The 14592-nt window shown below is 48.1% G+C and carries 8 protein-coding genes; all 8 read left to right on the plus strand.

Annotated features, from left to right (window positions below; genetic code table 11):
- Positions 1-305 precede the first annotated feature (305 nt).
- The gene (locus SFC07_RS01280; protein WP_411206413.1) at positions 306-2741 is read left to right on the plus strand and encodes a type I restriction-modification system subunit M; all 2436 of its coding nucleotides are present in this window, start codon (positions 306-308) and stop codon (positions 2739-2741) included.
- On the plus strand, positions 2734-3936 hold the full coding sequence (locus SFC07_RS01285) for a restriction endonuclease subunit S (RefSeq protein WP_411206414.1): 1203 nt from the start codon (positions 2734-2736) through the stop codon (positions 3934-3936). Before SFC07_RS01280 ends, SFC07_RS01285 begins: the two co-directional genes overlap by 8 nt.
- Positions 3933-7016 carry a type I restriction endonuclease subunit R gene (locus tag SFC07_RS01290; protein ID WP_411206415.1) on the plus strand — a complete coding sequence of 1028 codons (3084 nt, stop codon included), beginning with the start codon at positions 3933-3935 and terminating at the stop codon, positions 7014-7016. The genes SFC07_RS01285 and SFC07_RS01290 overlap by 4 nt, the downstream gene beginning before the upstream one ends.
- On the plus strand, positions 7003-7734 hold the full coding sequence (locus tag SFC07_RS01295; protein WP_411206416.1) for a M48 family metallopeptidase: 732 nt from the start codon (positions 7003-7005) through the stop codon (positions 7732-7734). The genes SFC07_RS01290 and SFC07_RS01295 overlap by 14 nt, the downstream gene beginning before the upstream one ends.
- 379 nt (positions 7735-8113) lie before the next feature.
- Positions 8114-9985, plus strand: a complete 1872-nt coding sequence (locus SFC07_RS01300) for an ATP-dependent nuclease (RefSeq protein WP_411206417.1) — start codon at positions 8114-8116, stop codon at positions 9983-9985.
- A 3-nt stretch (positions 9986-9988) separates the two neighbouring features.
- Complete coding sequence (locus tag SFC07_RS01305) at positions 9989-11794, plus strand: UvrD-helicase domain-containing protein (protein ID WP_411206418.1); 1806 nt, start codon at positions 9989-9991, stop codon at positions 11792-11794.
- Positions 11795-12203: 409 nt separating this feature from the next.
- Positions 12204-13817, plus strand: a complete 1614-nt coding sequence (istA, locus tag SFC07_RS01310) for an IS21 family transposase (RefSeq protein ID WP_411206755.1) — start codon at positions 12204-12206, stop codon at positions 13815-13817.
- On the plus strand, positions 13814-14572 hold the full coding sequence (locus SFC07_RS01315; protein WP_411206419.1) for an ATP-binding protein: 759 nt from the start codon (positions 13814-13816) through the stop codon (positions 14570-14572). Before istA ends, SFC07_RS01315 begins: the two co-directional genes overlap by 4 nt.
- Positions 14573-14592 lie beyond the last annotated feature (20 nt).

Genomic DNA, 14592 nt, shown 5'->3' on the forward strand with positions numbered 1-14592 from the left:
TAGCGATGAACCTTCAAACTAGGGTTCGATATATTCTTAGATTCTCAATTATGGATGAGTGCTTCATTCAAAGTTTAAAGGTGCTGGTCAGTGGTTTACTTGAGGCCTTTGTACTTAATTGATGAGGCTGGTCTGTGCCGACACGAGTTGCAGGTACAAGGCTCCTATCAGGTCCACGTTCGACGAGACAGTAATATTAAATCCTAATATTGAATGGCCACTGCGCGCGGAGGAGGGGAAGTAATGGTTAAGAAAATGCAAGGCACAAAAGTTCTGGCCAAGTTGTTGAAAGCGGTGGCAAAGTAATGGCTCTTAAAAAATCTGACCTCTATTCCTCACTTTGGGCTAGTGCTGATCAGCTTCGTGGCGGCATGGATGCTAGTCAGTACAAGGACTACATTCTCACTCTGCTCTTCGTTAAATACGTCTCGGATAAGGCTAAGTCTGATCCGGATAGCCTCATTGATGTCCCAGAGGGCGGCTCTTTCGACGATATGCTCGCCGCCAAAGGCGAAAAGGATATCGGCGATCAGCTCAATAAGATTATTGCCAAGCTCGCTGAAGCTAATGGTCTGCGCAATGTAATTGACGTTGCCGACTTTAACGACGAAGAGAAGCTTGGCAAGGGCAAGGAGATGCAAGATAGGCTCTCCAAGCTAGTTACGATCTTCAATGACATCGACTTCCGCAGCTCAGGTGCTGAAGGTGACGACCTTCTAGGCGATGCCTATGAGTACCTAATGCGTCACTTCGCCACCGAATCTGGCAAGAGCAAAGGCCAGTTCTATACCCCTGCCGAGGTGTCTCGTATCTTGGCCAAAGTTGTTGGTATTGGAGCAAGCACCAGCCAAGACGAGACTGTTTATGACCCAGCGGCAGGTTCAGGTTCGTTGCTTTTAAAGGCTGCGGCAGAAGCTCCTCGAGGTATGACCATTTACGGTCAGGAAAAAGATAACGCCACCTGGGCGTTATCGAAGATGAATATGATTCTGCACAATAACGAGACTGCAGAGATCGAAAAGGGCGACACTATCACCAACCCGCAGTTTGTTGAAGGTGATCGCCTGCAGACTTTCGATTATGTCGTCATGAACCCACCGTTCTCAGTTAAGGCCTGGAGCAATGGCCTTGAAGAAGAGTATGGCCGGTTTGAGCTTGGCATGCCTCCGGAGAAGAACGGCGACTACGCTTTCTTGCTTCATGCCCTGACTTCTCTGAAGAGCACGGGCAAGGGTGCGATCATTTTGCCCCACGGAGTGCTATTCCGAGGAAATGCGGAAGCCACGATCCGTAAGGAACTTATCCGACGCGGATATATCAAGGGAATTATTGGTCTTCCTGCCAACTTGTTCTACGGCACCGGTATCCCAGCCTGCATCATCGTTATAGATAAGGAAAATGCTCAGGCACGTACTGGCATCTTCATGATCGATGCATCCAAGGGCTTTATTAAAGATGGCAACAAGAACCGTCTGCGTAGTCGTGATATTCACCAGGTTGTGACCACCTTCAATAACCAGCTCGAGATAGATGGCTATTCTCGAATGGTTCCGATGGGTGAGATCTCGGATGAGAAGAACGATTACAACCTTAATATTCCACGTTATATTGACTCCTCTGAGCCAGAAGATCTGCAGGATCTTGACGCTCACCTCAATGGCGGCATTCCAAACCGCGACCTAGACCTCTTGAATGAGTACTGGAACGCGTTCCCAAACCTGCGAACTGCGCTGTTTAAGGAAAACCGTCCAGGCTATAGCGATCTTGCGATTGAACCTGAGGACGTTCAGCAGACGATTCTTAACTCTGAGGATTTTAAGGAATTCTCTTCTAAGGTCGATGCAATTACCGAAGAGTGGAAATCTCAGTGGCGCGAGCCCCTAGAGTCTGTGGGCGCAGAAACCGTACCGAACGATTTGATTGCTGAAATCTCTGAGGACTTATTGGCACGGTTCAAAAACGTACCACTGCTTGATGAATACGCTGTTTATGAGCAGTTTATGTCTTATTGGCATGAGTCCATGCACGATGATGTAGTCCTAATTATGGGCTCGGGCTGGGTTGAAGCATCTAAGCCACGTCTTGCGATTGACGATAAGGAGCGCAAGCTCAAGGAAGAACCTGATCTGGTTATCGGTACCGGCAAGAAGGCTTCCAAGTTCAAGATGGATTTGATTCCACCGAAGCTGATTGTTGATCGTTATTTTGCCGATGACCAGCGAAACCTAGACGACCTGATCGCGCAGGCTGACCAGGCGGCTCAGGAGCTCGAATCCTTCTTGGAGGAGAACGCTGGTGAAGACGGATTACTAGCCGAAGCAATGGAGGACGAGAAGATCTCTAAGGCCTTAGTTGCTAAACGGCTAAAGGCCGCCAAGCTCGAGGGCGAGGCTGAAGAGATTACTGCGCTTAACACAGTCTCCAAGCTTTATGCTGCTGACGACAAGGCAAAGAAGGCAGTCAAGGAAACACAGGCTGAGCTTGATGAAGCAGTGCTAGGGAAATACCCAGAGATCTTGGTTTCAGAAATCAAACAGATAGTTGTTGTGGCTAAATGGAATTCTACAGTTGCAGAACGTATTGATGCCGCTGTAAACGTCTTAATACAAGGCCTAGTTTCTAGACTAAACACATTAGGTGTTCGATATAAAGAGACTCTTGGAGATGTTGCAAGACAACATGAATTCGCTGAAAAAGAGGGCGCAGAAATTTTTCAACTATTGGGGCTCATGAATGACTAGCTCTACTTGGGAAACTGTCCGAGTTTCCGATATTGCAGATGTGCGCGGTGGAAAGCGTTTGCCAAAAGGGAAATCTTTAACAAAAAATAAGACTCGATTTCCTTACATCAGGGTTAGTGACATGTATCCAGGATCGGTCTCCTTAGATGACCTACATTATGTGCCGGATGATGTAGCGCCCCTGATTTCTCGGTACAGAATTTTTGCCGATGATATCTTTATTAGTGTTGCAGGAACTCTTGGAATTGTAGGTCGAATTCCAAAAAAGCTTGATGGTGCAAATCTGACCGAGAATGCGGATCGTCTAACTGGAATTAAGTGCGACATCGACTATCTTCAATATTTTCTTATGTCTGACACGATTCAGTCTGAGATTTTGGCAGTTCAAACTGTCGGTGCTCAACCCAAACTTGCCCTAGGAAGGATTCAGGGTTTTGAGGTTGGTCTTCCCAAATCTCGGTCAGAGCAAGAGAATATTTCATCCACGCTAAAGAAAATTGATAAATACTTACTTGCAATAGATGGCTTGATTTCAAAGAAGCGCGATATCAAACAGGGAGTATTGCAACAACTCCTGACTGGTCGCACTCGATTACCTGGGTTCGGGGGTAAATGGAAACAATTCAAGGTAGTTGATCTATGCGAGCCTAGCAGCAAGAAGGCATGGCCTGCGAAAGTCTCATCAGAGACTCTGTTGATCGAAATGGACCAAATCGGTCAAGGAACGGGAACTTTATTATTTAGTCGAAGCTCTTCAGAAGCAACCTCAATGAAAAGTTACTTTGAATCCGGCGATGTCTTGTTTGGCAAGTTAAGGTCTTACCTTCGAAAATATCTACTGGCCACAAGTCCTGGATTATGCTCGACAGAATTTTGGGTCTTGAAACCAAAGCACCAGGTCACTAGTGAATACCTGAGGTATCTCGTGGAGACTGACGAGTTTGTTAATACTGCCAGCGAGGGTGCTGGTACCCATATGCCCAGAGCTGAATGGAATGTAGTAAAAAACTTGGAGTTTAAGATTCCCCCAATGTTCGAGCAAGAGGCTATCGGGCAAGTACTTCTTACGCTAGATAAAGAGATCTCCCTCCTTGAACAAAAGCTCGCCAAAGTCAAAGATATTAAACAAGGCATGATGCAACAGCTCCTCACTGGTCGGGTGCGTTTGCCGCTAGATCAGGAGGTGAAAGCATGAGCAACCTAGGACAAATTGAGCGCAAGACCCAGAATCGAGTAGTTGAGCTACTTAGAGACCAACTCGGATTTGAGTATCTCGGCAATTGGGAGCATCGCCAAGGCAATTCAAATATCGAGGTCGGCTTGCTGGAACAAAACCTACGAGCTCGCGGATACGATGAAAGACTGATTAATCGCGCTGTTAGCCACCTTCAGAAAGCATCGACACTAAGTGCTGGTCGTGACCTGTATGAAGCGAACCAGGAAGTCTATTCAATCCTGCGATACGGTGCGAAGGAGAAGGCTGGTATTGGTGAGCAGACTGAGTCCGTCTACCTCATCGACTGGAAGACTCCTACTAACAATCATTTTGCTTTCGCGGAAGAGGTCTCTATCCAGGGAGTTAATAAGAAGCGCCCAGATATCGTGCTGTATATCAACGGCATTGCCATTAGCACGATTGAACTGAAGCGCTCGCTAGTAAATGTCTCTGAGGGTATTCGTCAGACAATTGGTAACCAGAAGAAGGACTTTATCCGTCACTTCTTCTCAACCGTGCAGTATGTCTTCGCCGGTAACGACATTGAAGGTCTTCGCTATGGCGTAATTGACTCACCGGAAAAGTATTGGCTGGAGTGGAAAGAGGAAGGGTTTGAGAATGCTAATCCTCTCGACCGCGCTCTTCTCCAGATGGTAGATAAGACTCGCTTCCTTGAGCTTATTCATGATTTCATCGTCTTTGACCGTGGTGTTAAAAAAGGGCCTCGCCACAACCAATACTTTGGCATTAAGGCCGCTCAAAAACGCATTGCAGAGCGTGAAAATGGCATCATCTGGCATACCCAGGGTTCAGGAAAATCCCTCACAATGGTGTGGCTGGCAAAATGGATTCGCGAGAACCAGAAAGACGCTCGAGTCTTGCTGATTACCGACCGAACCGAGCTCGATGAACAGATTGAGAAGGTATTCAAGGGCGTTAGCGAAGTTCTGTACCGCACCAAGAGCGGCATCGACCTGATCAATACCCTTAACACCAGCGAACAGTGGCTGATCGGCTCCCTGGTGCACAAGTTTGGTGTGGCAGATAAGACGAAGTCTGAAGTTGAGGCAACAGAAGACTACATTGCCCAGCTCAAAGCTAATCTACCTGCAGACTTCAAGGCCAAAGGCAATATCTTTGTCTTTGTGGATGAGGCACACCGAACCCAGTCTGGCACGATGCATAAGGCAATGAAGGAAATTCTGCCCGATGCTATGTTTATTGGTTTTACTGGAACGCCACTTCTGAAAAAAGATAAAGCAACCAGTATTGAGACCTTTGGTTCATACATCCACACCTATAAGTTCAATGAAGCCGTCAACGACGGTGTGGTTCTAGACCTGTCTTATGAGCCACGAAATATCGACCAATTCATCACCAGCCCTGAGAAGATTGACCAATGGTTTGATCTCAAAACCAATGGTATGACCGACCTCAGCAAAGCCGAGCTTAAAAAGCGTTGGGGCAATATCCAGAAGGTATCTACCTCTGAGCCTCGTGCACGTCAGATAGTCAATGACATTTTGATTGACATGGAGACCAGGCCACGGTTGATGGATCGCACTGGTAATGCCATGTTGGTTGGCTCGAGTATTTACCAAGCCTGCAAGTTCTATGACTTGTTCGAGCAGACTGATCTAGCTGGTAAGTGCGCTATTGTCACCAGCTATGTTCCTAATGCCTCGGATATTTCCAAGGAAGACTCTGGCGAGGGCAAGACTGAAAAAATTCGCCAGTATGACACTTATCGCAGGATGCTCTCACGCTACTTCAATGAGCCAGAAGAGACTGCCGTTCTGCGCGTTGAAGAGTTCGAGAAGAAGGTTAAAGAGCAGTTCACCAAAGAGCCAGGGCAGATGCGCCTGCTGATTGTTGTGGACAAGCTTCTGACTGGTTTTGATGCTCCGAGTGCCACTTATCTATATATCGATAAGAATATGAAGGATCACGGTCTCTTCCAGGCTATTTGCCGAGTCAATCGTCTTGATGGTGATTCTAAGGATTATGGCTACATCATCGACTACCGTGACCTTTTCAATTCGCTCGAGAGCGCGATTGATGATTACACTTCCGATGCACTTGGTGGTTATGACAAAGAGGATGTCAATGGCCTGCTGACCAATCGCATTGAGCGGGGTAGGGAAGACCTCGACGCGGCCTTGGAGCGGATTCGTGCCTTGGTTGAGCCTGTTGCTCCACCAAAATCCTCCTCTGAATACCAGCATTATTTCGTTTCTGTCGAGCCAGGCAATGCTGAGCAGATCAAGGTGAATGAGCAGAAGCGCGTAGAGCTCTATAAGTCTGTGGCCGCAGTTAGCCGTGCCTATGCCAATATCGCCAATGATATGGCTGAAGCTGGCTACAGCGGTGCCGATGCAGAGAAGATCCGTAAGGAGATTTCCGACTTCATCAATATCCGTACCGAGGTAAAGATTGGTGCTGGGGAGAATGTTGATTTCAAGCAGTATGAGGCTGGGATGCGTCATTTGCTCGATCATTACATTCAAGCTGATCAGTCTGTGTTGATCACCGATTTCTCTGGTGTTAGCCTCGTTGAATTGATCCTGAAGAATGGTGAGAAGGCGATTAAAAAACTTCCTCCAAATATGCGCAAGGATAAGGAAGCAGTCGCCGCTGCTGTGGCTAACAATGTTCGCTCAACGATCATCGATAAGCACGACATTAACCCTGCGTATTACGAGAAAATGAGTAAGTTGCTTGATTCAGTTCTTGAGGACTGGCGTAAGGGAGTTCTGGAGTACAAGGAGTATCTGAAGCGGATTCTTGAGGTTGGCCGACAGGTTGAGGATCGAGGAGATGGCTCACTTCCCGCTTCAATTAACACCCCGGCGATGCGCTCGCTATTTGATTTTGGTTTCAGTGAGTCTTTGGTGCTTGAGCTAGATAACGTAATTCTGACTTCCAAGCCTCACAATTGGGTGGGAAAGCCTATTAAGGAGCGCGTAGTTAAGCGAGCATTAGCCAAGTCATTGGGCGATGAATTTGACCGAATTGACGATCTCCTTAACCTCGTAAAGATGCAGGATGAATACAAGTAACCTAGCTCTAGAAGTTTCTGGAACACCGGTAGCGGTCTCATTCAAGGACATTAAAAATCTTCATATTTCTGTTTATCCTCCAGAAGGGCAGGTTCGAGTTTCTGCACCATTGCAGTATGACGAGGAGCAGATTCGTCTAGCAGTGATTCAGCGGCTGACCTGGATTCGTAAGGAACAGAAGCGGTTTGCTACTGCCGATCGTCAGACAAAACGTCTGATGGTTGAAGGTGAAACTCATTATGTGTTGGGTCGGCGTTTTCGCCTGCGTGTCATCGAACAGCCTGGGCGTACGTCGTTTGCCATTAACGGCAACCGGCTTGAGCTTCGCACTCCAGCGGAGATTAGCCGGGACTACCGATTCCGTAAGCTGGAGGATTGGTACCGGGATATTCTCAAGGTCGAGATTCCGCCTCTGATTTCTACTTGGGAGAAGAAGCTTAACGTCCAAGTCCCCAAGTGGACTATTAGGCGTATGAAAACCAAGTGGGGTTCATGCAACCGAAACTCTCGGCACATCTGGTTCAACCTTGAGCTAGCCAAAAAAGAGCCCGAGGCGATTGAGTACATTGTCGTTCATGAAATGATGCACTATTTCGAGACCGGTCACGGCGATGCTTTCGTTGCGCTCATGGATCGGCACATGGCAGATTGGCGTGAGCGCAGGAATAGATTGGATGCTTCACCACTTTCTGAAGAGAAGTGGTCGAGCGAAGAATAAAACTCGGGGGCATGGAAAAGCCCTTCCAGGCTAGTTTACTGCATTTAAAACAAGCCCCTGGCCGGTGTAACTGATAAAAAGTTCCAGCGATTGGGTCTTTTAGCCTTGACCTAATGGTGCTTATTACTTTTTCCATATTTTCACCAGAAGGGGAGCCGTACAGTAACCCTAGGGTAGCGACTTAATTCCTATCAGAAGGTAATAATTCTTGAGATAATTCAAATACTTTGCTTTCTATGGCATTCATAAATGGTTCAGGTCAATAGTCATAGGTCGAGGTCAAAGACTAAAACGCAACTCTGCTTCCTGAATTGGTAAAATAGGTCTAATAAATCTATGCGATTTGCTAAGGCATATCGGTTATTGGGAGTTAGAACAAATGCCTGAACAACAAGTAAGCGATAAGAACAACCAGGGTGGGCTCTGGCTTGACTCGGTGGTTATTTCAAATTTCAGGTCTTGTGAGTCGGTGACCGTCCCTTTGCGGCCAGGAATTACTCTCCTTGTAGGAGAAAATAACTCCGGAAAGTCAAACGTCATTGATGCGCTCCGTCTCGCTACAGACCCACTTAGCAGCAAATCCACAAGGTACTTCTCAGAAGATGACCGAACAAGGGAAACCAAAGCTGCAATTAATATAAGTATAAAACTTGCTGGCGCTAGCAATTTTCAGAAAGCTTTGCTTATTTCTGGCCTGGATGCGAAAACTGGCAATATTCATTTTCAGACAAGTTACACTCCGGCGACTCAGCAGGCTCCAAGAGGAATCCGCAAACGTACTGCAGGGCCACTTGAAGGTGTTGATGCGGAGCCAGAAAATCGATCAAAAATTAACCATGTCTACCTGGCTCCATTACGTGACGCAAAACAGCACCTCGACTCTGGAAATGGTCGTGGACTAGGGATAATTTTGCGGTCGATGCTTAGTCAGAGCGAACAAGAAAAATTTGTTAAAGCAGCCTCTGAGGGATTCAAAAGTTTACTAGAAAAAGAACCGGTTAATTTAATACAAAGCTCGATCCAGGAGCATCTATCTGGTCTCACTGACTCCATTAGAGGACAAGCAGTAGAACTGGGATTTCAGACACCGAGTATTGAAAGTCTAGCCAGAGGCCTTCGTCTCAAAATGGCGGAGAATGGCGTTGATCCAATTGAACTGGCCTCATCCGGCCTTGGCTATGCCAACTTACTCTTCATCTCAACCGTTCTTATTGAATTATCGCTAGCGACTGATTCAGAGCTAACACTCTTGCTTCTTGAAGAGCCAGAAGCACATCTTCATCCGCAGTTACAAATTGCGCTCCTCGATTTTCTTCGTGACTATGCGCAAAACGGTGATGAGGTAGTCAAAAATAGAGATGAAGATAGAGACTCTAAAGCCGATACCGCAAAGCATGGGCGCATCCAGGTTATTGCGACGACTCACTCACCCAATATCACAAGCTCACTAGAGATTGACGACATTGTGGTCTTGAAAAACACTCAATCGAACGGGACAGTTGCGCTTCCTCTTGTAGATGTAAATCTCGGCGATGGAGTTGAGGGCAAGCGGAACCGCCGTAAAATTAATCAATATCTTGATGTCACAAGGGCTGAGCTACTCTTTTCTAGAAAAGTAGTTTTGGTCGAAGGGATTGCCGAGGCAGTAATCCTTCCAGCTCTCGCCCTAAGGCACTTTGCGGGCAATAAAGCGAAGTACCGCTCTTTTAGAGCAGCTACAATCGTCAGCTTAGGTTCCGTTGACTTCGCGCCATATATCAAGCTGATGACGTTTTCGACTACTACGAAAACTGGCGGGAATGTAGTTCCGCTCATTGATTCATTATTTGTACTTACCGATGAAGATCCCAACTTAATCGAACCGACAGGTGGAGACCCGAAGACACCATACAATCGCGCGTCAGATCTTCGGAAGGTGGGTGGCTCGGCAATAACAGTTTCTGAATCCCCATACACTCTCGAGGTTTCCCTACTTGGAGATTCCGATGAGAATGTCAATTTCCTTGGGGAGGTGTATTTGCAGCAGCATCCCAATTCGAGTGTGAAGTGGAGCAACGTTAAGTCGAATAGAGATTTGAAATTAAAGATGTACGAAATGATGCAATCTTCAGTAAGAGGCACGGACTCACTGGATATCGGTAAAGGGCAGTTTGCTCACGATTTAGCAGTAAAGCTGGCAGAAGAACCCAATGCCGAATTTAAAATCCCTAACCATTTAGTAGAGCTGCTCGACAAGATTGCTGAGGCGTAATTAGTGAGGGAATACACGCCAACGGCAGAACAAATTGATTTCGTCGAGGCAAGTGATGAGGGTCTTTTTGTTGTTGCGGTGCCTGGAGCAGGTAAGACCGAAACTATTTCTAGGCGGTTTGTACACCAATGTCAGCGGAGGGGAGAAAAGCAGGGGATGCCGGTGCTGACATTTACTAATAATGCCACCGAGGAAATTCAAACTCGAGTCGATAACCAGACGGGAAAGAAGAACGGCGTTCACTTTATTGGGACGATTGATTCCTTCCTAATTACATTTCTTACTCGTCCGTTCTGTGAGGCTGAATACGGGACTACACCTAGCATCCATGAATCGTGGGATGATCTTGGTAAAGTCGCCAGAATAGAACTGGCCAGCTTCATTTCTAATTCCAAAGCGATTGTCGGACTGTCAGAAATTGATTGGAATGAACCTGATCCACTTCAGACCATTAAGAGAAATGGAGTGCTCCTCGGAGCGACTAGGATCCAAGTACAGGAAATCAAAGATGCTATGGTCGCACGACGAAGAGCATTGGTACGTCAAGGATTTATGACGCATGATGAAGCGCGAGAAATTGTGGAGTACGTTCTGAAGCATAATCCCTACAGAATTGTAGACATAATTTCTACACGATTCAGAGAAATTCTTGTCGATGAGGTGCAGGATTGTAACTCTGTTGATCTTGCTCTGCTCCGAGAGTTAAACAGGCGTGGTGTAGTTATCTCCCTTATTGGTGACCTTGACCAGGATATTTACTCATTTCGGGGGACTAATGCATCAAAAGTAAGAGAACTCGCAACGGAGCTCAAACTACGCGAGATTAGGATGGTTCACAATTTTCGAAGTACGCCTTCGATCTGCGGATTAGTTTCCGAGCTACGAGCTAGCAGTAATGTCGTTGATATCCCCACAGAGATAAACGTTGATGATATTGGGGTAGTAGTTCTCCCTTATAAGCAACGCGAAGAATTATCGAGTCAGGTTACTAAACTGCTTTCTACTCCGTCTATTTCGCGGTTGGGTGTTGGTAGTCCTGTGTTTTTGGCGACGGGTTGGGAAGCCGCTGCGAGCGCTGCTGGTGGCGAACAAGCGACAAAGGTTTATAGAACAGAATCATCACATCATTTCCTTAGCGCAATTTCTGGAATTGTTTCCGCTCATGGAGATAATCGTGCATTAATCAGGTCGATTGAGCGTTTGACTATTGCTTTGCAGGACAATTTTTACATCGAGAAAGATGAGCCCCTTGCCAGGCCAAAACTAGAAGAGCACTTAGGAAGCTTGGGTTTATCGGTTAGAGAAGCCTGCCTTAAACTGGCTTTCTTTGTTGGTGATCCTACTGAGCTAGTCCAGGATGAATTTAAACGTCGGATTATTGAAGTCTGTACGAAAGAGCTTGGTCTGTTTGTACGTCAACAAGCGAAGTTTGCACCAAGTAATGCTGACTGGCAAAGCGTCCTCAATAAAATTAGGCCCCCAAAACAAGGAAACTTTGAATTCGATACAATCTTCGGAAGTAAGGGCAAGCAGTACGAATCAGTAGTTCTGGTATTAGATCAACCTGAAAATAGACGGGTTACACAGAAATCTAATGAGTTCATTAGAAGCTGGTCGCGTGGACAATCGACGGAAGAGCGGCGCCTTTACTATGTAGGGGCTTCACGAGCTCAAAAGCTTCTAATAATCGCAGTCCCACCCTCACTCGAGAGTGACCTGGTTAGTCAATTAAGTAAGACATCAGTAAACGCCTCTCGGTGGAATGAAGACTTGGAAATATTGGAGAAAATTAGACCAGTCGAAGACTAAAAGCGACGGGTCGATAACTTTACCGATATGAACTAATAGCATAAATAGAGAACTACACCAAATCTGAGAGCTAAGACCGGTCAGCTATGCCTATTGCACGTAGATACTTTGCTTAGGTTAATGCTTTTAAGGAGAAATATTGCAAATGCCAGTTCCTGATTCCTTGCGTTATACCGAGCGGCGAGATTTCATTTCTCTCCTTAATAGCGATGGGTATGTGCTCGAGTTCTCAAGTGACGGTTTTGTTAGGAACGGCTATTTTGAAGCACCGTGGTGACAATCGTGAAGCAGTATGGTGAGCTTCGTGAAGCGGTAACCGGAGTCAGACCCCACACTTCTAGTATCACCCGACAACTCGGTCAGGTGAACACTAGAAAGGACCTGGACCGTGACCAACTACCAGTTGATCATGACTCTGCTTCTTCGAGGCAATTCATACAGGACAATCCAAGCCCACTGCGGTGCCGCACACGCCACGATCGCTAAAGCGCGTAAAGCACTCGACCAACACAATCTCACCACCGAAGCTCACATCATGGGCCACAGCAATGAAGACCTGGCATTGATGATCGGCGATGGCCGGGCCACCACCGCAGGTGAATTCGTCACCATCGACATCGACACCATCATAAAAGCCAGAACCGGCAGGAAGAAAACCCCACTCAACGTCCTGTGGGCCAACTACCTGAACATCCCCGCACCTGAAGGGCTTCGGCACTACAGCTATGAACGTTTCCGGCAGCTCGTCAACCGTCACATCGCCGCGCAAGGCCTGACCACCCGGGTCCACCACATCCCAGGACACACTTGCCAGGTCGATTGGGCTGGAACGACAATGCAGTTGATCGACCCGATCAGCAGGAAAACCACCAAGGTCAGCATCTTCGTCGCCACCTTGCCTTACTCCGGGTTGGTCTTCGCCCACGGTTTCCTCGACCAACGCCAACCCAGCTGGCTGGCCGCGCACCGCCTGGCCTTCGACTACTTCGGGGGAGTACCTGAAGTCATCGTGCCGGATAATGCCTCCACCGCATCCAATGTCATTACCACCGGGGATAGGGCACGCAGGGTCAACACTAGTTATCAGGAGTTTTTGACCCACTACAACACTGCAGCATTGCCGGCACGCCCCCTGCGGCCCAAGGATAAAGGCAATGTGGAATCCGGGGTCAAAGTCATCACCAACTGGGCAATCCTGAAACTAGCGGGCAGGGACTTCACCAACCTGGACGACCTCAACGGTGCTCTTCGGGGAGCAGTTGATGAGATCAATGACCGTACTCCCTTTCGTGACCAGCCGATATCCAGACGCCAGATCTTCATCGATGCTGAACAGGACCTCTTGGCTGAACTACCTCACCAGCCGTTTGTATCCACAGTGTGGAAGAAAGCGAAGGTCGCTCCGAACTGGAACATCACGGTATCCACGGTGCATTGCTCCATCCCGTATACCTATGTCGGTGACACTGTCGATGTCCGTATCCGCGGGGAGCAACTCGATGTCTTTGCTGGTGGCATCACTATTGCCACTCACCAGGTCACCACCCAACGAGGTGCCTATGTCACCGATATTGCTCATTGCCCACCGGGAATGGAAGATCCTAATAACCTATGGTCAGCGGCGTATTTCCTCAATCAGGCAGCCAGGGTGGGGCCCAATACCAGGAAGACCATCGGTGCATTGCTGGCTGCCAAACCCATCGTGGCCCAGGGGTATCTTCCTGCCCGCAATATCCTAGGGATGGGCAAAGGTGACAACAAGATCATCCTGGAAGAAGCATGCCGCCGGCTCGTCGGGGAGGGTGATCAATCCCGGGCCGTGTCCTACACGGCGGTGAAGAACATGATGGCTGCGGTGCGTAGCGATCTGGCAGATCGCCCCACGACCACTACTCAGGTGCCACCGCGCCCGAGTGGTCAAGATCAGAGGTCACAGCATCATCGCAGGCGGGGTGGTTTGTTGGGCGGGGCCGACCAGTTCAGCTTGGATTCCTTGATGGGTAAGAAGGAGGATCAGCCGTGAGCGATTCTTCTATTCACCTTGATGACACCTGGCTGGAAACATTCACCAGGCTACGGATGACTGCATTTGGCCAGACAGTCATCGATATCGCCAACGACGCCGCTTATGACGAGTGGACCTTTTCCCAACAGATTGCCTTTGCCCTGGATAAAGAGGTTGCGGCCCGATCGGAACGCCGCTTTGCAAAACTACTCAAAGCATCCCAGTCGCCAAACCCTGATGCTTGTGTAGAAGAACTCGACTACCGACCTGATCGCAACCTCAACCGTGAGTTAACGACACGGTTAGCTCACTGTCAATGGGTAGCCAAGGCCACCAACGTCATTGTCCTAGGCAAATCATCGGTGGGGAAAACCTATCTGGCCTTGGCGTTGTTGAATGCTGCCTGTCGGCGGGATTACACCGCCCGGTTCTTCCGGACTGATGATCTGGCAGCGCGGCTGGCGGTGATGGATTACCACGATCCCAAGCGGGTTCAGTTCATTAATCAGATCACCACGACGGATCTGCTGGTTCTGGATGATTTTCTCACGACCCCGATCAGCGCGGATACGGCTGATGTGTTGTTCAATATTTTGGCCGCTCGCGAGGGGCGTGGATCGACGATGGTTACGTCCCAGTTCAATCCGGAAGAGTGGTACACCTCGATGGCGGACAAGGTGGTCGCGGAGTCATTGCTGAATCGGCTTGTTGGTGGCGCTGAGATCATCAACCTGGATGGTCCGAACATGAGGTTGAAACCGACGATGAGTTAACAGGCGGTTAGGCGTCCTGG

The organism is Corynebacterium callunae (genome assembly GCF_046592015.1).
GTDB lineage: Bacteria > Actinomycetota > Actinomycetes > Mycobacteriales > Mycobacteriaceae > Corynebacterium > Corynebacterium callunae_A.